The 23340-nt window shown below is 45.2% G+C and carries 23 protein-coding genes; 8 read left to right on the top strand and 15 right to left on the bottom strand.

Translation table 11 applies throughout. The features are described 5' to 3' along the window. Window positions 1-96 precede the first annotated feature (96 nt). Window positions 97-1797: a ribosomal protection-like ABC-F family protein gene (abc-f, locus tag EXW93_RS02985; RefSeq protein ID WP_055966666.1), complete on the top strand. Its 1701-nt coding sequence runs from the start codon at window positions 97-99 to the stop codon at window positions 1795-1797. Window positions 1798-1869: 72 nt separating this feature from the next. Here the strand turns inward: abc-f and rsgA are convergent, their stop codons facing one another. Further along, window positions 1870-2919, bottom strand: coding sequence for a ribosome small subunit-dependent GTPase A (gene rsgA, locus EXW93_RS02980; protein ID WP_055966661.1), 1050 nt, complete (start codon window positions 2917-2919; stop codon window positions 1870-1872). A 273-nt stretch (window positions 2920-3192) separates the two neighbouring features. On the opposite strand from rsgA, the gene EXW93_RS02975 reads away from it, so the two are divergent. Genes EXW93_RS02975 through EXW93_RS02955 form a run of 5 tightly spaced genes read left to right on the top strand, consistent with a single transcriptional unit; the run spans window position 3193 to window position 6666 of the window. Next, complete coding sequence (locus EXW93_RS02975) at window positions 3193-3570, top strand: lmo0954 family membrane protein (RefSeq protein WP_023467260.1); 378 nt, start codon at window positions 3193-3195, stop codon at window positions 3568-3570. Between the two features lie 51 nt (window positions 3571-3621). Then, entirely contained in the window at window positions 3622-4239 is a 618-nt protein-coding gene (locus EXW93_RS02970) for a PspA/IM30 family protein (protein ID WP_023467259.1), read from the top strand. Window positions 4240-4298: 59 nt separating this feature from the next. Continuing rightward, window positions 4299-5018, top strand: coding sequence for a cell wall-active antibiotics response protein LiaF (liaF, locus tag EXW93_RS02965; protein ID WP_023467258.1), 720 nt, complete (start codon window positions 4299-4301; stop codon window positions 5016-5018). Beyond that, on the top strand, window positions 5015-6040 hold the full coding sequence (locus tag EXW93_RS02960) for a sensor histidine kinase (RefSeq protein WP_035398797.1): 1026 nt from the start codon (window positions 5015-5017) through the stop codon (window positions 6038-6040). The genes liaF and EXW93_RS02960 overlap by 4 nt, the downstream gene beginning before the upstream one ends. Next, entirely contained in the window at window positions 6037-6666 is a 630-nt protein-coding gene (locus EXW93_RS02955) for a response regulator (RefSeq protein ID WP_023467256.1), read from the top strand. Before EXW93_RS02960 ends, EXW93_RS02955 begins: the two co-directional genes overlap by 4 nt. Before the next feature lie 297 nt (window positions 6667-6963). Here EXW93_RS02955 and EXW93_RS02950 read toward each other — a convergent pair whose 3' ends face one another. From EXW93_RS02950 to EXW93_RS02900, 11 genes are all read right to left on the bottom strand, one after another. Further along, window positions 6964-8655 carry a b(o/a)3-type cytochrome-c oxidase subunit 1 gene (locus EXW93_RS02950; protein ID WP_023467255.1) on the bottom strand — a complete coding sequence of 564 codons (1692 nt, stop codon included), beginning with the start codon at window positions 8653-8655 and terminating at the stop codon, window positions 6964-6966. A gap of 1 nt (window position 8656) precedes the next feature. Next, complete coding sequence (locus EXW93_RS02945) at window positions 8657-9127, bottom strand: cytochrome c oxidase subunit II (protein WP_023467254.1); 471 nt, start codon at window positions 9125-9127, stop codon at window positions 8657-8659. A gap of 12 nt (window positions 9128-9139) precedes the next feature. Beyond that, window positions 9140-9253, bottom strand: a complete 114-nt coding sequence (locus EXW93_RS02940; RefSeq protein ID WP_023467253.1) for a hypothetical protein — start codon at window positions 9251-9253, stop codon at window positions 9140-9142. A gap of 221 nt (window positions 9254-9474) precedes the next feature. Next, on the bottom strand, window positions 9475-10188 hold the full coding sequence (locus EXW93_RS02935) for a Crp/Fnr family transcriptional regulator (RefSeq protein WP_023467252.1): 714 nt from the start codon (window positions 10186-10188) through the stop codon (window positions 9475-9477). Between the two features lie 158 nt (window positions 10189-10346). Then, the gene (locus tag EXW93_RS02930; protein WP_235515859.1) at window positions 10347-11480 is read right to left on the bottom strand and encodes a CDP-glycerol glycerophosphotransferase family protein; all 1134 of its coding nucleotides are present in this window, start codon (window positions 11478-11480) and stop codon (window positions 10347-10349) included. 63 nt (window positions 11481-11543) lie between these two features. Next, window positions 11544-11933 (bottom strand): glycerol-3-phosphate cytidylyltransferase, encoded by a 390-nt coding sequence (gene tagD, locus EXW93_RS02925; protein ID WP_023467250.1) that lies wholly within the window; start codon window positions 11931-11933, stop codon window positions 11544-11546. A gap of 17 nt (window positions 11934-11950) precedes the next feature. Beyond that, window positions 11951-13144: a CDP-glycerol glycerophosphotransferase family protein gene (locus tag EXW93_RS02920; RefSeq protein ID WP_023467248.1), complete on the bottom strand. Its 1194-nt coding sequence runs from the start codon at window positions 13142-13144 to the stop codon at window positions 11951-11953. Window positions 13145-13184: 40 nt separating this feature from the next. Then, window positions 13185-14567, bottom strand: coding sequence for an aldehyde dehydrogenase (locus EXW93_RS02915; protein ID WP_174316020.1), 1383 nt, complete (start codon window positions 14565-14567; stop codon window positions 13185-13187). Between the two features lie 100 nt (window positions 14568-14667). After that, complete coding sequence (gene deoD, locus EXW93_RS02910) at window positions 14668-15375, bottom strand: purine-nucleoside phosphorylase (RefSeq protein ID WP_174316019.1); 708 nt, start codon at window positions 15373-15375, stop codon at window positions 14668-14670. A gap of 24 nt (window positions 15376-15399) precedes the next feature. Next, complete coding sequence (locus EXW93_RS02905) at window positions 15400-16104, bottom strand: response regulator transcription factor (protein ID WP_023467243.1); 705 nt, start codon at window positions 16102-16104, stop codon at window positions 15400-15402. Continuing rightward, window positions 16101-17864, bottom strand: a complete 1764-nt coding sequence (locus EXW93_RS02900; RefSeq protein ID WP_055966660.1) for a sensor histidine kinase — start codon at window positions 17862-17864, stop codon at window positions 16101-16103. The genes EXW93_RS02905 and EXW93_RS02900 overlap by 4 nt, the downstream gene beginning before the upstream one ends. A gap of 197 nt (window positions 17865-18061) precedes the next feature. Here EXW93_RS02900 and EXW93_RS02895 point away from each other — a divergent pair, with 197 nt between their 5' ends. After that, window positions 18062-19351, top strand: coding sequence for an NCS2 family permease (locus tag EXW93_RS02895; protein ID WP_023467239.1), 1290 nt, complete (start codon window positions 18062-18064; stop codon window positions 19349-19351). Window positions 19352-19409: 58 nt separating this feature from the next. On the opposite strand, the gene EXW93_RS02890 is transcribed toward EXW93_RS02895, so the two are convergent. Further along, complete coding sequence (locus tag EXW93_RS02890) at window positions 19410-20690, bottom strand: ABC transporter substrate-binding protein (protein ID WP_023467238.1); 1281 nt, start codon at window positions 20688-20690, stop codon at window positions 19410-19412. A 188-nt stretch (window positions 20691-20878) separates the two neighbouring features. Here EXW93_RS02890 and EXW93_RS02885 point away from each other — a divergent pair, with 188 nt between their 5' ends. After that, window positions 20879-22339: a potassium/proton antiporter gene (locus EXW93_RS02885; protein ID WP_174316018.1), complete on the top strand. Its 1461-nt coding sequence runs from the start codon at window positions 20879-20881 to the stop codon at window positions 22337-22339. A 65-nt stretch (window positions 22340-22404) separates the two neighbouring features. On the opposite strand, the gene EXW93_RS02880 is transcribed toward EXW93_RS02885, so the two are convergent. Both EXW93_RS02880 and EXW93_RS16350 read right to left on the bottom strand, forming a co-directional pair. Continuing rightward, complete coding sequence (locus tag EXW93_RS02880) at window positions 22405-23028, bottom strand: DedA family protein (RefSeq protein WP_023467236.1); 624 nt, start codon at window positions 23026-23028, stop codon at window positions 22405-22407. A 16-nt stretch (window positions 23029-23044) separates the two neighbouring features. Next, the gene (locus EXW93_RS16350) at window positions 23045-23182 is read right to left on the bottom strand and encodes a hypothetical protein (protein ID WP_238238902.1); all 138 of its coding nucleotides are present in this window, start codon (window positions 23180-23182) and stop codon (window positions 23045-23047) included. Between the last annotated feature and the right edge of the window lie 158 nt (window positions 23183-23340).

Raw genomic sequence — 23340 nt, 5'->3', positions numbered from 1 at the left:
TTCTTTGAGTTACACTCCGGCACACCATCCGCTCGCTTCGGATGGTGTGTTTTTCATTTCATCTTATCGGAAATGAACACTAAAGGAGCTGCTTTTATGCCTACTGAAACACTTACGATCCAACACCTATCGATGGACTACGACGAACGACGTCTTTTCTCGGACGTTTCTTTTCATATTCATACCGGTGAACATGTCGCCTTAATCGGTCCGAACGGCATCGGAAAAACGACACTGTTACACTTGATCGCTGACCAACTTCAGCCGACTGACGGTTCGATCAAGCGTCATTACAAAAAACTCGGTCTACTATCACAACACTTCGTAGCGGGCGATCACACCGTTCTTGATGTCGTCGAAAGAGCGGATGCGGTTCGTTATCAACTTCGCGCTAATGCCATGAATGGTGACTTGACGATCTATCAACAAGCACTCGATCAGGACGCCTTCTCGCTTGAAGCAGATGCAGCACGCGTCTTAAAAGAAGTCAAATTAGAGGAAGCACTCTGGACACACAAAGCATCCAGTTTAAGCGGTGGTGAACAGACGCGCCTCCAACTTGCCTGCCTGCTTCTGTCACGACCTGATTTCATCATTCTCGATGAACCGACGAATCATCTGGATCAAGAGACGCTCGAGTGGCTCACGGAATGGGTCAACATGTCACGGACCTCGATTCTCTACGTCTCACACGAACGATTCTTCATCGACGCAACAGCTGATGCCGTCATTGAATTATCTGAATCAGGGGCAACGCGATACAACGGAAACTATCAGTCCTATAAAGAACAAAAGGAACATCAAGCTCTGTCGCAACAACGAGCGTACGAAAAACAAGAACGCACCCGCAAAGAGCTGACACGCATGATTCAAGGATACCGGCAATGGCATCAAAAAGCCTCGAATCAAGCGAGTGAACGGGATCCGTATGCGAAAAAGAAGGCTGCTAAACATGCGACGAAGGTCAAGGCAAAAGAGCAGCAACTCGAGCGTCTACTCGAGGATCGTGTACAAAAACCACAAGTTGCACCGACTGTTCACGTCGCATTCGAACATGAAGCGATTCGTGCGAAACGACTGATTTCGTTCGAACGTGTCTCGTTTAGGCATGAGACGAAACCGATCCTAAAGGATGTTTCGTTTACGGTAGAACGTGGCGACCGAATTGCTGTCATCGGACCGAATGGAAGCGGGAAAACGACCTTACTGCGTCTCATTGAGGGCGAATATGCTCCTCATCAAGGGAACATAATCCGTCATCCTCGATTGAAGACCGGCTATTTTTCACAAGCCCTTTCCCACTTACCGACATCAGGTACGTTGTTAGAGGCATTACTTGAGTACGGCACGATGAGTGAGACGGACGCCCGGACGTTGCTCGCCTGTTTTTTATTCCGTCGCGATGATGTTTACCGGTCGATTTCCGACGCCAGTATGGGTGAGAAATGTCGGATTGCTTTCTTACGCCTGTATTTTTCTGGTGCTCACTTGCTTATTCTCGATGAACCAACGAACTATTTGGACCTTGCGACTCGTGAACAAATCGAAGCCGCCCTCGATGTTTTCCCTGGTGAGCTCCTCTTCGTCTCCCACGATCGTTATTTTACTGATCGGCTGTCGAATCGGACGTTTGATTTAACGACTGGATTCAACGATCATCCGGTCGGAACGGCCACGGTACGAAACGCGCGCCGAAGTGACCCTGAAGCGATTCAATCCGACTTACATCGTCTTGATGCGTTGACGGGTAACGTGCCGTTCCATACAGAACCAAATGAATTCCTTTCAAAAGAATAACGAGAAAAAAGCATCTGCATAGAAAAAGAGACTCCTTTTTCCGTTGCAGATGCTTTTCATATTTCAGTCGTATTATCGCTTTTGATACTTCACTTTCGTATGCGCTTGGGCCTGCTTGTGGATTTTTTTCCACTTTTCTTTCTCCGCCGCCTGCAACGCCACATTTTGCTTGCGTTCCGCATAAGCGATTTCTCGTTTTAGCTTGACGAAGCTATTCCAGCGTTCAGCAGTTAGTGTGCCATCTTCTAAAGCTGTCCGAACGGCACAGCCCGGTTCCTTATCATGTTCACAGTCTCGGAAACGACAGTTTTCAGCAAGCTCCTCAATATCGGAAAACGTCGACGATAAACCGTCACTGCCATCCCATAAGGCCAATTCTCGCATCCCCGGTGTATCAACAAGCAATAGACCGTTCGATAGTCGTTTCAGTTCGCGATGTGTCGTCGTGTGACGTCCACGTTCATCGTCTTCTCGTACGCCACCCGTCTCCATTAACTGTTCTCCAGCTAAAGCATTGACGAGCGTCGACTTCCCGACGCCGGACGACCCAACTAACACGATTGTCTGCTTGATTTGTAACTGTTCACGCAACTCCTCTAATCCGTCACCAGTTAAAGAATCAACGGCAAGGATTGGTGTTCCGAACGCAATCGCTTCGACAGCCTGTATTTCCGTTTCAATCGACGGCATCAAAGTTTTTTTCGTCAGGACGATGATTGGTGTCACCCCTGCATCCCAAGCAACCGTTAAATAACGTTCCAGTCGACGGACGTTGAAGTCATGTCCAAAAGCCATGACGAGCAAGGCGACGTCAACATTCGCGCAGATGATTTGTTCCTCGGTTTCCGTTCCTGCCGCTTTTCGGGAAAATTGAGAAGATCGTGGCAAGACACGTTCGATCCGTCCTTTGCCTGGCTCTCGCTCTGTTTGGATGATCCAGTCACCAACCGCTGGCAATTCAGCTTTCGTTCCCGATTGAAAACGCAATTTACCAGACAGTTCGCTCAGCGATTCTCCTGTTTCCGTCATGACGCGATAATGTGTTTGATAGACGGCTATGATCCGTCCTAATCGTTCTGTTCCTGTCGTTTCGTAGACAGGTGGTGTACCCCATTCGTTCAAATGGTTTCCTCCTCTGATTTAAGGGAGGGAAACCCCTCCCTGGTTTCCGACACATGTTACTTGGTTTACGTTGATTGTTGCACTCATCAACATCACTCCTCTCGATTCGATTCCCTTATAGAGTATCACATGAATCATTGGTGCTGATAGCGCTTCCCTTAAAGTCAGACCTTCTCTCCGCCTTAAGCCCGAGAGCAAATACGGTCCAAAGAGTGTCGTAGGAATAGAAGGACTCCCGTATCATAAAGGTATCAACACAAGGGAGGCTTCCTCATGAAGCAATCGAAAGGAAAACAACTGGTGATGATTCTCGCCGGACTGGCGTTACTTGCCGTCGTCATCGGAACATTACCGCATATGATCGGACTTGGTTTAGGGGCGTTACTCGCGTTCTATTCGATCAGTAAGTTCATGCAGTCGAACAAATGGCCAGCGAAACTCGGCTTCGGATTCCTAGCAGCCATCGGAATCGGGCTTGCCCTCTCGAACATCTGGGCAGTCATCGGAATCGCAGCAGCCATCGCATTGTACGTCGGTTACATGCGTATGAAACTACAACGTGTCAATGTTCAAGATCTCTTTAACCGTCGCCGTACATCAACGACACATTTCGAAGCAGACTGGAAAGACCTAGACGAAAAACGTTTCTAATCAAAATGTGTGACCCGATATCATTCGCCACTTCCAAGGAGGAATTTTTTCATGAAAAACGTATTTGATCAACTCAACGATTTTGCGACACAAATGATGACAGAAGTCAAAAAAGCTGCTGAACAGGGCGAAGTACCTGCTAAGAAACTTGTTCGTCATATCCGATCAACAGAAGCTGATTTAAAAGAGATTGATCGACTACTCGAGCGTCAACGGACATTGCTGCTGGAACTGACACAAAAACAGGAAGAAGCGAAGGATTTAGCCGATAAACGCTTCAAGCAAGTCGAAATCGCGAACGAAGCCGGTGAACAACAACTGGCTGAGCGTGCAGCCATCGAATCGAAGCATTACGGGGAGCAGTACCGGTTCTTTGAAGAACTCGTCGCTGAGACGAAACGCGAGCTGAACGAATTGGAACGTGAAGCCCTCGAATTGAAGTTAAAGCTCGAAGATCTACAAAACAAACGGTACGAATGGATGATGCGCGAAAACGTCTCGAACTTAAAAAACAAGATGAACCAGGTGCTAGATCGCGAACCAAATGCTACTATAAAAGAAGAAGCACATCCGTTCACGGCAGAAGAGCCTGAAGCAAAACAACCAGCCGTTGATGAAGATGATATCGATGCGCGTATCGCTGAACTCGAACGCCGCATTCACCAATAAGCAGTCAATGATGAAGGAGGCGTATGCCTCCCTTTGTCATGTTAGAAAGGAGATTGATCGTGCGACGATTAAGTACGAAACAACTGGTCGGTTACGTATCGATCCTGTTCGCCCTCGGTCTGTTCTATGACCTATTGTCCGGTGCAGGAAATGTATTGTTTGGTGTCTTATTTCCGTTCCTGCTGTATTATGTCGGGATTCATTTCCGGCGACGCAATCATGAAAAATTAGCAATCCTCTTCTACATCGTCGGTACGATCATTCTTGCTGGCGTCGTCCTTAGTTCGGCTGCCATCGGTTTTGTCATTGCTGGTATCTTGCTCTACCTTGGGATCATTCTCGTGACACGACATTCTGTCCGCGAATTTTTATTTTCACGGATTGCTCCGCATCAATATGAAGAGGAAGGGATCAAGATTCAACCCGCTTATTCCTTCTCGACTCAAGCCGATGTACCGTACGTCTTACAGGATTTGAGCGAACAGTTCATCGTCAAGGATTTAGAAATCGATTTGACGCACGCCTATGTTCCAGAAGGCGAGACCTTGATCGTCGTCAGTGGTGTCGTCGGGGACGTCCGAATTCTTTTACCGTCCGGCTACGACTATACACTCGACACGTCAATCGGCTTCGGAAGCGTCAAGACAGATATCCGCCGGATTCCGACCTTCTTTAATCGACGCATTCAATTCCGGGCACCGGAATACGGCGAAGCGACGCGGAAGGTTCGCATTCATGTCATGCTCGGTATTGGCAACGTGGAGGTGTCTTCGATATGAAGCGTGATCAATTCCCGCTTGGTGTCATTGCACTCCAAGTCATGACGGGCTTTTTGACTGCCGTCATGACGACGTTGTTATTCTTAAGTACACGACAAGTCGATTGGCATGTCCTATTCGTCCGTCAACAAGATTTCCCTGTCCTTCTACTCGTCATCGGACTCTCGTTATTACTACCGCTTGCCATCGGTAGCATGCATTACTTTTTCTTGCGACGTGACTTCAAACGTGTCACGACTGCCATCATTGAACTGGAACAAGGAAAAGATGTGACGATCGTTCCGGGTCCCTACTTTCATACGTTGACGCGCTTGTCGCGGATTGGAAAACGTATCGACGAACAAGTCGAGACCGTCCAAAAAATCAGTACACGTCCGCAACACGTTGAACAAGTAAGAGTTCAAGCCGTCACGGAGGAACGAAAGCGACTCGCACGTGATTTACACGACTCCGTTTCGCAACAGCTCTATGCCATCTCCATGATGACGACAGCAGCTAAACAGACGATTCTGTCTCAACCTGAAGCTGCAGCCAAACAGATCGAGATGGTCGAGACGATGGCGCAAACGGCGCAGTCTGAAATGCGCTCCCTCTTACTTCAGCTTCGCCCTGTCGAACTAGAAGGGATGACGTTACAACAAGGACTTTCGCAACTGCTCGAAGAATTATCTAGAAAGCAGTCCACACAGTTGAGTTGGAAGTTAGAAGAGATGACACTTCCACGACAAATCGAAAACGAGTTGTTCCGGATCGTCCAAGAAGGATTGACGAATGCATTACGTCACGCGAAAGCGTCTCATATGGATATCGAGCTCCGACAATTCAACGAAACGATCATTCTGAGCATGAATGATGATGGTGTTGGATTCGTCGTTGATGAAAAAAAACTTGCCTCTTATGGCATTAATTCGATGCGGGAACGAACGGCTGAGATGGGCGGAACGATTCGTCTCGTCAGTGTTCCAGGACAAGGAACCCAAATCGAAGTCAAACTTAGAAAAGATCGGATGGTGCAAGTATGATACGCGTATTATTAGTAGATGATCACGAGATGGTCCGGGCCGGTGTGTCTGCTTTCCTTTCCACACAACCAGACATCGAGGTCGTCGCCGAAGCGTCGGATGGTCAAGCAGGAGCCTTGCTTGCGCTTGAACACCGACCGGATGTCATCTTGATGGATTTAGTGATGGAGCCAGTCGATGGCGTCGAAGGAACGCGACTGATTCGCAAAGACTGGCCGGAAGCAAAAATTCTCGTCGTGACGAGTTTTCTTGATGATGAGAAAGTTTATCCTGTCATTGAAGCCGGTGCGATGAGTTATGTCTTAAAAACGGCTAGCGCCTTTGACATCGCAGAAGCGATTCGCAAGACGGCAAACGGTCAATCTGTCATGGCAGCACAAGTGACCGGTAAAATGATGGAACGTCTTCGTCGTCCTACGACACACTTGCATGACGATTTGACGGAACGTGAGCAGGAAGTTCTTCAATTGATGGCTCGTGGTATGGCGAACCAAGAAATCGCAGACGAATTATTCATTTCCTTAAAAACCGTTAAGACACACGTCTCGAACATCTTATCGAAACTCGATGTCGTAGACCGTACACAAGCTGTCGTCTATGCCTTCAAGCATAATCTCGTCAAATAAGATTTAGCCCTTCATTACTTATTCCTTAAGCTCACGCAAATAAGGGGCTGACTCAAAAGTCAGTCTCTACAAAGATAAGGGAGGCAGATTGATGATCTGCCTCCCTTATCTCGTAATAAAAAGAATGACGCGTCACACGCAACTCCTACAGGAAAAGCGCATTTATGCGTTGTCAGAGACAAACAAGCCCCCCTTTCTTGCTTAAATGAAGTAGGAAAGGGGGGCTTTGTCTCGCCTGAGGAAAGGGCGTGAAATGACGCGTCATTCTTTTTTTGAGTCAGTCCCCTCTTCACTGTCTTACCAGAGTCTCCATCCGGGAGCTCCTGGAGGGGCATTTTCAATCATATGCCAAATCGGTACCGTGTACGCAAACGCAATCAAAGCGAACGTCACGAAAATCCATAGCTTCCAATTTTCAAAGAAGAGTGGCGTTGCCATCGCCTCTTCTTCCGTTTCAGCAATCGGAAATTCTTCCGTTCCTTTTGGCGCTCGGAAGGCCAGTTGGAACATCGCATAGAGGAATAGCAGAATCGAGATGAATAAAATCGTTCCGCCGATCGCCATTGCGACATGATATGGAATCCAGTCAGCGACGATTGAATCCTTGAAGTAGGTGGCTGGTCCCGTCCGTCGTGGATTACCGAGTAATCCTGAGATGTGCATCGCAGTCGACATGAAGAGCATTCCGATCGTCCAGGCAGCCGTTTGAATAAGTCCAAGACGATTCATTGCCGCTGTTAACGTCCGACCACGTAAGAGCGGGACAAGCCAGTAGGCTGTTCCGAAGAACGTTAGTGCGACAGCAGCACCGACCGTGATATGAAAGTGTCCCGTAACCCATAATGTGTTATGAACGATGATGTTCAGCTGATGCGATGCATTAATGACACCACCTGCACCTGCTGGAATGAAGAACAACATCCCGATGAACGGTGCAAGGAACCGGACATCCCGATATGGCATTTTCTTCACCCAACCAAATATGCCAGTTGCTCCCTTACGGCGACCTGCTAGCTCAAATGTCGCAAACATCGAGAAGGCAGTCATCAATGATGGAATGATGACGAGGAATGTCAAGACGACTTGGACATACTTCCAAAATGCAGAAATCCCTGGCTCTAACAATTGATGGTGAAAACCTACAGGGAATGAAAAGAGTAGGAATAACAAGAACGACATGCGTGCTAACGCGTCAGAAAAAATCTTCCCACCAACGATTTTCGGAATGACCGTATACCAGACGATGTAGGCAGGTAACAACCAGAAATAGACGAGCGGATGACCAAAGTACCAAAATAGCGTCCGAGATAGCTCGATCCCGACCTTATCCGTCCAACCAAGAGATAAAGGAAGAAGTTGAAAGAGAATCGTTGCCGCTACGCCGAGTGTCGCAACCACCCATAACAAGGCAGTCATAATGCTCATGTAGGCTTGAAGCGGTGGATGAACACCAGGGTGTTCCCGCTTATAATCAGCATACATTCGGAACATGGCACCAGACGCGATCCACGTTCCGACGACGAAGATGACGAGTCCGATATAAAAAACAGGATGTGCCTTGAGTGGTGCATAGAACGTATAGAGGACGGAAGCTTCACCTGCAAGCACCATCCACGTGACGAGGACGACACCAAGAATCATGAACCAGAACCCGACCCATCCGAGACGTCGCGGAAACTCTTCGAAGCGTCCGAACGATTGACCTAAAAATGAGAACAATAATCCGAAAATGAATAACGTCGTAAAGACGATTGCAAGCATCAATCCGTGAGCAGTCAGAAGCTCATAGTATCCGATTCCAGCGATTTCTGGAATGGCACCTGTCCGTACCATCGTTTGTAGTAATCCACATAGACCACCGATCAATAAGGCGACAAGTGAAAAACTAACATGTGCAAAGGCCAGTTTCGCTTCCTTGACTCCGATGACGGTAGCGGGTAGACCACGCTCCATCTCGAACTGTCTTAGTTTATTTGATATAGCATTCATCTTATTCCACCACCTTGATTTTCGTTGCCATCATATGATGGGCATTACCACAATATTCATTACAGACGATGAGATATTCGCCTGCTTCCTTGAACGTATACTCAATCGAATTAATATGTCCGGGAACGACCATCATATTGACGTTCGTCTTAACGATTTCAAATCCATGAACGACGTCCTTCGATGTCACGAGAAAATCGACTGTCGCCCCTTTAGGTATGACCATATCTTTGGGTGTAAACTGAAAAGCTTGTGAAACGATGACCGCTTCATATCGGTTGTCATCAATTTTCTTTAGTCCTGGCTTATCAAACGGTTTCGTCTGATCGACTTTCGTCGGATCAATCAATGTCGCATCGGATGGCGGTTGATTTCCGGATGCAAAAGCGGATATACCGATGATCGTCAAGAAGATCGCGAGCATCGCTACTCCGAAGATCAGCCAGATTTTTTCTAAACGATGAATGTGCATCGTGATTCCTCCTTAACGTGATATGAACAATAGAAAGATTGAACTCCACATCCCGATGATGACACCTGCTACGATCAGGACGGCAACGAATGTTCCTTTTAGGTTCGATTCTGTCTTTTGACTCATCGTGATTACTCCTTTCCTACTCTGAACTTGTCTTTATTGTAAGAATTCAGCAAGTCTGGAAACTGTGATAAATATCACTTTAAATATGAAAATTCCGCACTTTTCATTTCGAAAACACACAGAAAGTTCACATCTAAACGAGCGTAGAAAAAAATTTTATACACAAAAATAACGCGAGACAGGAAAGTCCTGTTTCGCGTCGGGATGATTCGTACATCTTATTAAATTCGACAAACACCTGCTGGACACCCTTCACAATGACACAGATCCCGTAGATATTGCGGATCGTGAATGGTGATTTCTTTTGCTGTCATCGAAACGACCCCTTCTTTTTTCCACTGAGAAAACATACGATTAACGGTCTCACGTGGTGCACCAATCAATTGACCAAACTCACCGTCGGATGGTCGCTTCGCAAGACGATACGTTTCTCCCACTTGTTCCCCTTCCATCGCAATCAAGCGAAGTAACGTCGAAGCTAATGCCCCTGGTTTTCCAAACAGTAGTAAGTCACGTAATTTCGTTTCCGTTTGCTTCCGCATTAATGCTTGCCATCGCATGATCTCAAGCGCAAAGGCACCGTCTTTTTTCATAAGCTCTTCTAATTGGTTTTTCGATAAGAATCCGATGATGCTATCTTCCATCGTTTCAATACTGTAGGAACTCGGAAAAGCTTCTCCTACATCAAATTCGCCAAACAAATCTCCTTTGAAATATAAAAACATGAGTAATGGACTGCCTTTTTTCGTCAACTTCGATAGTTTGACGCCTCCTTGTTTCACATAAAACAACTTATCGTTCATTTCCCCTTCCCAACAGACAATGGAATCCTTTTTGAACGTCGTTTCTGTCATGAAGCTCTCAAGCAACGTTCGCGTTTCGGGTGATAAGACGAACGTATTGGCTTCAGTCGTTCCACAAGTTAGCATATCCATTTCTCCTCTCCTCTTCTTCTGCTTTTAGTATAGAACATCACAGTCGAAAAGAATGGATTTTCAAAAGATTGTCAAACTTTGTTCAATGTTTCACATTTGTTTTCGAAAATTTATCTGACGACCGCTTTCTAAAACTAAAGCAATCGTCAGATTGAGTATCATATATCTCCGTAATAATGATCAACGATGCGTTCCACTGCTTGACCAGGGGGATGATCATACCAACTCGTTTGAAATTCCTCCATGTGCTGACGGCACTCTTCTAGTATCGTCTCAGACATGATCCAATCCATCAATTGTTCCATTCGCTCCGTCTGTCGCACAGGCAATGGTTTCGGATACTGATCGACGAGACCTGGTAGTTGTCGATATGTATCGATATCCGGTGTGTACAGGAACGCCGGAATGTTGAGGAGACAGCTTTCAAATGGAATGGAGGAATAATCAGTTACGAGCACATCTGTGATCAGCAAGTAATCATTGATTGAATACGTATCGTCCACAAGATGGATATGGCTAGAACGATAGGTCGAAAGCGCTTGAATCGTCGGATGCAATTTAACGAGAATCGTCCATCCCGCTTGAGCAAGTTTTTCAAACTGTTGAATCGTATGATCTTCTGTTTCTTTGTATTCCCGGTATGTCGGTGCATACAATAAGATCCGACGATCAGTCTTTGCGTATTGTTTTCTTAATTCCACTGTTTTCTGTTTTCGTTGCTCCTCATCAAACCAATAGTCCGTTCGTGGCATGCCGAACGCTTTAAAGTGGGATCGTTCTAAATCGTGCGGCATCATGAATTGTTCAGCACACCGCATTCCTGGAACAATAAAATCTCCGTATTCTTGATAGACACGTCGAAATCGTTTCTGTGTCGACGTGGACATCGAACGAGTTTTCGATGAGGTCAGCCCAAACTGTTTTAACGTTCCAGCGGCATGCCACAATTGAATCCGCCTTGTATTTTTTCGAGTAGAGGAAACGCTGAATTCTCCAATATAATTATCTAAAAAAACATGACGAGAAGTAGCTAAATGATAAGAAATCGTAATCAATCGCATTGGATGATAAGCAATTTTGCGACTGACATTCCAACAATCTGTCGCCCGCATATAGCGTTCGTCGAAGATAAGAACTTGCTTTTGTTGGTTGTTTCGTTGATTTAAGCGAAGATGTATTGGCATAGCATTTTCACCATAGCTCATCCAAAATAACGTCTTTTCTTGAATGGGTAAAAAACAAAATAGTTGATAGACTATTCGAAAGATAAATAAATAGATCGAAATAATCATTGAACGCATATTTAGTGACTCCCTTAAAAAAGAGACCTCACTCCCGCGAGGTCTCTTCATCCATTAATTCGAGCCTAGCTCATTCTTAATTTGGCTAGTTGAAATTCCTTCAGTGCGCTCCAAGTAAACGACTTCACAATGGTCTTTTAAGAAGTCGAATTCACCTTTCCAGTCGTCACCCATAACGAATACATCAACATTATGTTTTTGAACGTCTTCTACTTTTTGTTCCCAGTTGTTCTCTGGAATGACTTCATCCACATAACGAATTGCTTCTAAGATTAATTTACGATTCTCATAGTTATGGTACGCTTGTTTATGCTTAAGACGATTGAATTCATCTGTCGAAATTGCCACGATGAGGTAATCTCCCATTTCTTTAGCGCGACGTAAAATATTGATATGTCCCCAATGTAACAAATCAAATGTACCGTACGTAATGACCTTCTTCATCTAAAAACACTCCCCGTTTATTTAATATTCTCTAAGATATCCAGCGCAGCTCTTTGTGCTGCGTGACCGTCATCCCATTCGCAATAATGACGACGAAATGCTTCACTTTTCAAATCGAATCGTCGCTCCCACGACTCGATCTGTCTGATTTCTTCAAAAAGAATTTGCTCTTCTTGAATCAACGGACCCGGTGCTTCTTCCTCAAAAGAAAAATAGAATCCTCTTAGATGATCACGATAATGTTTGAGATCATAGGTGTAGAATAGCATCGGACGTTTTAAGTGCGCATAATCGAACATCACTGAGGAATAATCCGTTATCAAGATATCTGCCGCTAAGTATAGCTCAGAAATTTCCGGATATCTAGAGGCATTCTTAATCGCTGAGACAGCACTCAAATCCAATTGATCGCCAACAAGATAATGGAGTCGTACAAGCATTGTATACTCATCTCCAAATTCTTCCTCAAATCGTTCAATGGAGAAAGGTAACGTAAATGAGTAGTTTCCTTGCTCAACGTAATCATCATCTCTCCATGTTGGAGCATATAAAATAATCTTTTTATCGGTTTCTATTTGATAATGTGCCTTTACCCGCTCAATAATACTTTCATGTTTTTCATTTTGGTACAGCACATCGTTTCTAGGATATCCGATTTCTAACATTTTTCCTTCGTATCCAAACGCTCTTTTAAAAATTTCACTCGAGTATGCGTTCGGAGAGAGAAGGACATCCCATTTTGCTGATTCTTTTACAAAATCTTTTTTATATTGATCAGTTGATGTGTTCGCCATTCGGACATCCACCATATCAAGCGCTAATTTTTTGAGTGGCGTTCCGTGCCATGTTTGATAATATAGAGTACCTTTTCGTTTTACTAGCCATGAAGGAAGGCGACTATTGGACACCCAAACGCGAGAAGTAGCTAATAAAAAAATCCATTTGATCGTCATCCGATTCACAGATGTCACCTGTTCATCCGTCATAGAAACACCGCGTTGTTTGCTGATGATCAATTCTAAGTCAACGTTCATCTTTTTCAACTCATCGTAGATGGCTTTAGGACTATCATTGTACTGTTTGCCCAAAAAGCTTTCAAACATGACACGATTTTTCCGTACCGGAAATAAGGTGAAGATTCGCATCATGACCCGAAGACTTCGCTCCACCATACCTGTTTTTTTCATGAGTCGAATTAATTTCTTCTTCACAATCAAAATCCCTCTCATACCACGTATTCAATACAGCTCATCATAACAAAAAGCGCATCCATTTGGAATTGCTATTTGTTCGCATGTAGCGGAAAGGTAAATCGAAAGTCGTCGTGTTTTTGACGATTCCTTTACGATGGCTGAACGTCTCGAAACTATACTTGCCATGATATCCACCCATGCCACTCGCCCCGACTCCACCAAATGGTAAGTGATGTTGTGCGACGTGCATCAATGTGTCATTGACACATCCACCACCGAATGAAATCCGTTCAAGGATACGATGTTCGACGGCTTTGTTCTCTGTGAACAGATAAAGTGCAAGCGGTTTGTCACGATTATTGACGAACGCGATGACCTCTTCGATTTCACGGTAGGTCAACACCGGCAGGATCGGTCCGAAGATTTCGTCTTGCATCACTGGAGCATCCACCGCTACATTCGTCATGACGGTCGGCGCCATCTTACGCGTTTCCGGATCGACTTGTCCACCGAATTCGATCGTCCCTTGCGACAAGTAACTGCTGAGGCGATTCAGATGATCGTCCGATACGATTTTGACGTAGGATGAGACGCCGACGCCATTCCCATACTGTTTGAAGGCTTCTTCTTCAATCAACTGCAAGAAACGTTCTTTAACGTCCTCATGAATCAATACGTAATCCGGGGCGATACATGTCTGTCCGGCATTCAGCCATTTTCCCCATGCGATCCGCTTCGCTGCTAGACGAAGATCCGCATCCTTGTGAACGATTGTCGGTGATTTACCACCCAGTTCAAGTGTGACCGGTGTCAAATGCTTCGCTGCAGCTTGATGCACGATTTTTCCGACGCGTGTGGAACCCGTAAAGAAGATATAATCAAAGCGTTCGTTTAATAAAGCGCTACTGACTTCAGCATCTCCTTCTATGACGATTCCGAATCGTTCATGGAATGCCGTTTCAAAAACTTCTCGTAATACACGAGAGACGTTCGGTGTCAGCTCGGATGGTTTAAGGACGACCGTATTCCCCGCTGCAATCGCACCAATGACCGGAGCAAGTGCCAGCTGGAAAGGATAGTTCCATGGCGCGATGACAAGAACGTTGCCATAGGGTTCATACTGGATTTCACTTTTTGAGCCGATATGCAGAAGCGGTGTTGCGACACGCTTCGGGCGTGCCAGTCGACGGAGTTGTCGCTCCATCCGTTGAATCTCCCCATAAACGAAACCGATTTCCGTCGTAAAAGCATCATGCTGTACTTTATTGAGATCTTGTTTTAATGCCTCATAGATCTCCGCTTCATGCGTTTCAATCGCTTGGCGTAAGAATGTCAGCATGCTTAAGCGAAAAGCTAGACTACGTGTTGCACCTGTTTGGAAAAAGTGACGCTGTGTCTCAAGGCGCTCTGAAAGCACTGTCTCTGTCATCGTTGTCTCCATCCGAGAATCTCCCCTTTAACTGATCTATAACACTGCCTTTATCTTACCATATCTCTTTTCGACTATGAAAAAAGACGGAGAGGCTTCTCCGTCTTACTTCTTATAATTGAATCGCTGTTTCAAGCGCGACTTTCATCATATCGTTGAATGTCGTCTGGCGCTCTTCCGATGTCGTTTCTTCACCTGTCAACAGATGATCTGAAATCGTCAGGATCGTCAGTGCGTTTACTTTATGTTTTGCTGCAAGTGTGTAAAGACCTGCCGCTTCCATCTCGATTGCGAGACATCCGAAATCCGCCCATTTTTTGAAATGATGGAAATCATCTTGATAGAACTGATCCGTCGTGAAGATTTGACCGACTTTTGAATCGATACCTTGTTCTTTAGCTGCTGTATATGCTTTATGCAGCAGATCAAAAGAAGCTGTCGGTGCGTAGTCTAGTCCATTAAAACGGACACGGTTCTGTGCCATGTCATGCGAAGCACTCATCGCGATGACGACGTCACGAACTTTAACGTCTGGCGTGATCCCACCGGCAGTACCGACACGGATCAAGTTCTTCGCACCGTATGACTGAACGAGTTCGTTCGCATAGATCGACATCGATGGTACACCCATACCTGTTCCTTGAACCGAAACTTTTTTCCCTTTATAAGTACCTGTGAAGCCATACATGCCTCGAACCTCGTTATAAAGAACAACATCCTCTAAAAACGTCTCAGCGATGTATTTAGCACGTAACGGATCTCCTGGAAGTAAGACCGTTTCGGCGATTTGTCCTTCAGCTGCGTTAATGTGTACACTCATGTACGATTCCTCCTCGATAGTCGTTTAAATCGACAACAATTCACGAAACTCATTCGGTGTCATACCGAATTGTTTTTTGAACACTTTCCGAAAATACTTATCGTCCTGATATCCGACTTCAAGTGCGATTTCGTAAATGCGTGCTTCCGTCTCACTCAATAATTCCTTCGCCCGATTCAAGCGAATCGTTTGGATGTAATCAGATAAGTTAACAGAAAAACGCTGTTTGAAGCGTCGTGATATATACTCTCGGCTCAAGTAAAACCGTTCGCTCATGAATTGCAGTGTCAATTCTTCCGCATAATGCGTTTCGATGTATTTGGCGATTTGATCAATCGCTTCCCCTGATTCCACTACCGGATGGATACATTCCATCGCGCGGGACAAGGCATCATTGAGTACATCTGGATCAACCGGCTTCAATAAATAATCAAAGGATTGATGCAAAATGGCACGTCGCATATACGTATAATCATCATACCCTGTCAGCACGATCGTGACGACCTTTGGATGATGATTTTTTGTCCATTCTAGTAATGTTAATCCGTCGAGTCCAGGCATTTCGACATCTGTCAGCATTAAATCGATCGTTCCAGTATCCAGTAATCGTTTCGCTTCTTCCCCATGTTCCGCCTCGTAAATATGTGAGACCTGCCAACTGTCCCATTCCCCGAGCAATTTGACCGCTTCCCGTACATGTCGTTCATCGTCTACGATCAACACGTTCATGCCAAGTCCCCCTTCTCATATGGAATCCGAATCACGATTTTGAATCCGCCCTCTACAGCTGAAGAAGAGAGCGTCATATTTGCTTGTTCCCCGTAAAAAATCAAGAGCCGTTCATAAATATTATGGAGACCAATGCCGCTCGTCTCGAGATCCTCTGGGCTACGATGCATGCGCATTTTACGATCAATCTCTTCAAGTCGTCCTGTTTCGAGGACGGCACCGCTATTCTCGATTTGAATAATGAGGCGTCCGCCATCCGTCCGGACTTTGTAAGCAAGATAGTTCTCCGTCGCTGCTAATTGCTGTCGAAAGCCGTGTTTAAAGTAATTTTCAGCGAACGGTTGCAAGATCATCTTCGGCACTTCAATGTCATTGAGATGCCACGGGACGTCAACGATATAACGGAAACGTTCCGGAAAACGTTGCTGTTGCAAACGAATATACGCTTGAAGATGATCGACTTCTTGTTTTAACGTCACGATCGTCTGCTCATTATTCATCGAGTAGCGCATCATTTGTGATAATCCGGTGATGGAGCGGTACGCGATCTTCCGGTCTCCTTGTAACGTCGTCGTTCCGATCGATTGTAAGGCATTGAATAAGAAGTGCGGATTGAGCTGAGATTGTAATGCCCGTAGCTCATTCGTCCGGTTTTCGAGTGCCAGTCGATACTCCCGTTTGATTAAACGATCAATCCGTTGAATCATGCGTTGGAACTGACGGTTGAGTAATCCAATCTCGTCATTCGTCGTCGCAACGAATGGTGCTGATAAATCCCCTTGTTCGACTCGCCAGACGTTTGCTGTCAACTGTTTGATTGGCTTCGTGATCTGCATGGCAACGAGACTTGCGGCAATGATCATAACGAACAGTGAGACGAGACCAATCAAAACAAGAATCAATGCCGTTTCATTCGCCCCTTGGATGACTGACGCATACGGAATCCGTTTGACAAGTATGAGTGGAACGCCATTCGTCATCGTCTTTGAGTAGACGATGAACGATTTTCCGACACGTAAACTCCCACTCTGCCCAGTGAATCGATCGACCGGTAGTTCCATCTCTGCCCCAGTCTGTGCCAACACACGCTGTTCTGTCATCAACCATAACGACTCTTCCGGATCATTCTCGAACAGTTTTAACTGTTGTTCAAATACACGGACGGGAATATCCACCGAAAGGAAGCCGAGTGGCTCATCTGTTTCGACACGATCGATGCGATAACGAAAACTAACGACTTGTTTTTCATCAAGAATCATCGTGTGCACATTATATGGTTCAATCGTGTGCGCTTCGTCAATCAACCAGCCGCTTTTTTGTTTCATCAATCGAAAATAATCCGTTTCTTGCATCCAATCAAACTTTCCTCGACTCGTTGTTTTCATGTTATAGACCGAATACTCCGAATAACCATTTAAAATGACGAAATGTAACTGCTCGATATCCTGACGTGATAAAAACAGACCTAACATCGCCCGCGAAACGACTCCATCGGATTCGTCTAGTTCCTGATCTGCCCCGACGCGCATGATGTTCATCAACGAACGATTCGCGTACAGACTCGTCGATAGACGGCGGATATCCTCTATATAATGGGTCACCTGTGTATTTCCCCGCGTCAATACGTTCAGGCTAGAACGTTCTGCCTGTTCAATGTTTTGGTGCCGCACATACAGATAGGAAATCGATGTCGCGAGGGCAGTCGGAATCAAGATCGCCAGGACGACGAGACGAATCAAACGCGTCCGGATACTTTTCATGAAAGGCGCCCCCATCCTTTTTCTTGTAATCAATCGTATCATAACCTTGAATCCGCTTACATCATTTCCTGATATTCTCTTTCATGATTCCTATAAAAAATTCTTTTTTGTTTCGACTTGATTCCGAATGAATTTTACTATAATATCATCAATGTTCGTTTTTTAATCAATTTGTTATGAAGGTGGTCCTTTTACCCATGTTTAAACTTGCCGCACATCAAACAACCGTAAAACGTGAAATCCAAGCTGGATTCGTGACGTTCATTACGATGGCCTATATTCTGCTCGTCAACCCAACGATTTTAGCAGATGCCGGTATCCCCCAAGCCCAAGCTTTTTCTGCGACGATCATCGCGACATTGATCGGTACGCTTCTGATGGGGCTTTATGCGAATCTACCAATCGCAGTCGCACCTGGAATGGGACTCAATGCGTATTTTACTTATACACTTGTCGTTGGTGAGAAGATTCCATATCAGACAGCACTCTCAGTTGTCTTCGTCGCTGGTGTCATTTTCTTATTGTTATCACTCTCACCGATTCGTACGAAGCTGATTGAAATCATTCCGATGACATTAAAGCTTGCGATCACAGGTGGAATCGGTCTCTTCATTGCTTCACTCGGTCTCAAGATGTCAGGAATTTTAGTCGCTAGTGAAGATACACTCGTCACGATTGGCGCATTGACGTCACCAGAAGCATTGATCACACTCATCGGATTATTAGTTGCAGCGATCTTGACAATCAAACGTGTACCAGGTGCTATTTTATATGCCATGATCCTCTCTGGATTGATTGCATTCCTGACAGGTGAATTGAAGTTTTCCGATTCCTTCGTTGCGTTACCGACGTTACCAGAAGGATTGATCATCACGAATCCGTTCAACGCCATTCAAGACGTGTTCCAATACGGTCTGTTCAGCGGTGTCCTCTCCTTCGTTCTCGTGACGATGTTTGATACGACAGGTACGATGGTCGCTGTCGGAGAACAGGCTGGATTGATTGAAAAAGATGGATCATTGAAAAACAGCGAACGTGCCCTATTATCTGATTCGACTGCGATGGTCGCTGGTTCATTATTCGGAACAAGTCCTACAACGGCTTACGTAGAATCTGCAGCGGGTGTCGCTGCTGGTGGACGGACTGGACTCACATCCGTGACGGTCGGGATTCTATTCGCATTATCTGCCGTCTTTGGACCGTTCGTTCAATCGATTTCGAGCGTCCCTGCGATTACTGCGCCCGCATTGATCTTAGTCGGTGCCTTCATGATTCAAAACATCAAGCAGATTCCATGGGATGACTTCAGCGAAGCTTTCACGGCTTTCCTCGTCATCTTGATCATGCCATTATCCGGTAGCATCGCAACCGGTATCGCATTCGGTTTCATCGTCTATCCGATCATGAAAGCTATCCAAAAAGAGCGTGTCCACCCACTCATCTATGTGTTCGCGCTTCTCTTCTTCATCCAATTATTCTTCTTATAATAAAAAACATGCCTGTTCCGTCAGTTAGTCGGAACAGGCATGTTTTTTAAATCACTTCTTATTTCTTCATTTTATCCCATGTTTTTGTGAAGTCCTGCAGCATCTCATCAGCTGTTTTTTGCTTACCAACGTATGCTTGCATGATCGCTCCGAACTCGTTTACAGCACCATCCGGATACTTGAACCAGTTCCATGAGATGGTTTTTCCATCTTTCGAGTACGCTTGAATATCATCTGCAAGCGGTCCTAAATCCTTCGCTTCGATTGATTTGAAGGCAGGGATGAATTTAAATTTATTGACCATGTAGTCTTTTCCTGTGTCAGACGTCGCCATCCACTCGAGGAATTTCTTCGCTTCTGCTTTGTTCTTCGAGTTCTTATTGACGACCCAGTTGTTTGGTACGCCGACAGGCAGACGATCCATTTTTTCTTTATCATCATTGATCGGCATCGGGATGAAGCCCATGTTGATGTCCGGATTGACATCCGTGATCAATTGTTGTGCCCAGTTCCCTTGTTGGATCATCGCTGTCTTACCTTCAGCAAACTGAGAGACTTGTGTATTATAGTCTGTCGTTAACGGATTTTTATTTCCATACTCAATCGTCAAATCAAATAGATTCATGAATTCCTTGAACTGTTTATTGTCCTCGAACTTCGCTTTTCCAGAGTTGAGATCTGCAATGAACTGATCTGGATCATCCTGTTGTGCGACCGGAATGTTTAAAAGGTGATTTCCAAGAACCCACCACTCCCCGTATCCGATCGAGAACGGTGTCACTCCATCTGCCTTCAGCTTCTTAGAAGCTTCCGTCAATTCCGTTAATGTTTTTGGAAGTTCCGTGATACCGGCTTTTTTGAAGATATCTTTATTGTAGATAAAGCCATATCCCTCAAGGTTCATTGGCATACCATACAATTTACCATCAATCGTCATTGGCTCTTTTGATAGATCCGTTAAATCACCGACCCACTTTTCATCTGACAAATCTTCTAACTTATCCTGCCATGTTTTTGCTTCCGTAAAGCCACCATTGTTAAAGACATCTGGTTCATTACCTGAAGCGAACTGTGATTTCAGAGCCGCGCCATAGTCCGATCCACCACCGACTGTTTGCACGACGACTTTCGTCCCAGTTTCTTTTTCATACGCTTTTGCCATCTTTTCCATGTCTTTTGCGATTTCAGCCTTGAATTGGAATACGTTGAGCGTCTTACCGTCTTTTGAACCACTATCTTTCGAGTCATCGCTATTCAATGTACCGCCACCACATGCTGCCAAAGCGACGACCATCGCCGTCGTGACGACAGGTAATGCTGCCCATCTTCTTTTACGCATTCGGATTCCCTCCCTGATTTCGTTTCATTTCGTGCTACATCTTCACAATAAATGAAAACGCTTGCAATGAAGAGAGAGAAAGTTGTCCGGTGTGGTGGAAAATATTGAACAATCGTTATCCGAGTCTTTTCATCGGAATTGTTGTATCATGAAACTAGAGATTCTTTTATGAATAGGAGTTTGATGCCATGTCCTTGCAACTCACGATTTTATTGATTGGTATATTGCTGTTTGCCGCCGTGTGGACGACGAAGTTATCAAGTCGTCTGAATATTCCTGCTCTACTGATTTTTATCGCTCTTGGTATGATTGCCGGAAGCGACATTACCGGGTTCATTCGTTTTGACGATGCGGAACTGGCTCAGCTTCTTGGAACTGTCGCCCTCATCATCATTTTATTCGAAGGTGGTCTACAAACGGTTTGGAAGGAAGTGCGTCATGAATTAGCCCCTTCCCTCTCGCTTGCGACGTTCGGGGTCTTCATCGCTACATCCATCGTTGCCGTTGCTTCCCATTATATTCTAGGGTTTAGTTGGGCGAATGCTTTTTTACTCGGGGCAATCGTTGGTTCGACGGATGCCGCTGCCATCTTTTCTGTCTTGAGTGGTCAGCCGATTCGACGAAAAGTCGGATCAACACTTGAAGTCGAGTCCGGTACGAATGACCCGATGGCCGTCTTTTTGACTGTCTTGTTCCTTGAGTTCGTGACGAACCCTGAAGAAGCATCGCTCTTATCGGGACTTGGATCACTCGTTTGGGAAATGGCGATGGGACTTCTAATTGGTTTGTTCATCGGATGGGCAGCTTCGACATTGATCAATCGGATCGATTTGTCCTCTTCTAGCTTTTATCCGATCATGCTCATGTCGTTTGCTTTCCTGTCTTTCGGTTTAGCTGATACGTTCCATGCAAGTGGATTTTTAGCCGTTTATGTCACAGCGATCTACATCAGTAATCATGAACTCGTCTATCGACAGACACTCGTTCGTTTTACGATGAGTATGGCGCATCTTGCTCAAATCGGAATGTTCATCGTGCTCGGTCTGCTTGTCTTTCCGAAACAATTGCTCGATGTCCAGGTCATCCTATCTTCCATTGCGCTGGCGCTGATCTTAATTTTCATCGCTCGTCCTTTGTCAGTCTGGGTGAGTCTTCTTCCGTTTCGTTATTCGTGGCAAGAGAAGGTCTTCATTTCCTTTGCTGGCCTAAAAGGAGCGGTACCGATCATTCTCGCGACATACCCTCTCGTTGCGGATATCGAGAATGCATCGATGATCTTCAATATCGTGTTTTTCACAGTCTTACTATCTACGCTAATTCAAGGGAGTATGTTGACGTTTCTTTCCGAGCGATTACGACTGAACGAAACACAGACTTCTGCTATTCATACGGTCATTGAATTCATGTCGATTGGTAAACCGAACGCCGAAATTATTGAGTTAACGTTACCAATATCCCATCCATTCATTGGAACGACGATCTCAGAGATTGATTTGCCACAAGAATTTTTGATCACTGCCATCATTCGTGATGATCAAATCATCACACCGCGTGGCGACACTGCCCTTGAAGGCAATGATCAACTGTTATTGCTGACACCAAAACATCGCATCAAAACACTGAAACGATTTTTGTTCCCACCCGCTTGAGCTTCATATAAAAAAGGGAGTAGATGCTTGCCATCTACTCCCTTTTTATATGTTCACTTATTCTATTATTTCGTCTTTGTGTCTTGCGTCTGTTCCTTCTGTTTTGCTTTAGAGCGACGATAAAGGATATACCCTCCAAGAATCACGACGATTCCACCTAAGATCCACCACAACTCTTGCTCTAATCCTTTTAGCATCGATTCCGCGCGTTCTACTCCAAACCGTTCACCAACCCAAATGTAGAAGAAGGAAACTGGGAAAAGTCCAATACTTGAAGCGAGTAGATAACGTTTGAATGATAAGCCGAACAAACCACATGGAATCGAGACGACCGAGCGCACGACTGGGAAGAAGCGTCCGAACAAAGCAGACCATGTGCCGTATTTCGCGACGATGCGCTCCCCTTGCTCAATTTCTTTTTCTTTAATCAGTAACCATTTGCCGTACCGGATAAGTATCGGACGACCAGCATAACGACCTAAAAGATAAAAGACCGTCGCGCCCATTAGACTTCCTAAAAAACCGACAAGAACAGCAACTGTCCAACTGACTGTTCCGTTCGATACATATAGACCAAGTAATGGTAAGCCGACTTCTGCTGGGATCAATTCCGTACCAAGACCAACGATCATAATTCCTAAAAACAGCCAGAGATTGGATTCTCCGGCTGAGAACAACCATTCCAACATACAAGTAACCCTCCGTTCATCCTCTCGCTGGACGGAGGAGATAATAGATGATGACGACTAGTGTCGTCCAGACGCCTGTGAAGATTCCGATGATCCCGACAATGAAGAAACCGAGTGCAACGATTGAGCCTGTCCGTTTATAATCCCGCCACATCGTTCGTAAGCCCTTAATGTTAAACCAAAGAAACGCAATGAATAAAATAGGGATGAGTATCCCAACAATTAATAGAGAAGACATGCTTTCACCTCTTTCTTATTTATTGTTATCCCCATTCTATCAGGAATCGACACGTCTTTCCTCCGCCTGAGGTC

This window comes from Exiguobacterium sp. JMULE1, assembly GCF_013337175.1.
GTDB classification, from domain to species: Bacteria; Bacillota; Bacilli; order Exiguobacteriales; family Exiguobacteriaceae; genus Exiguobacterium_A; species Exiguobacterium_A indicum.
The sequence above is the reverse complement of the archived record's forward strand: the minus strand, read 5'-3'. Positions and strand labels throughout refer to the sequence as shown.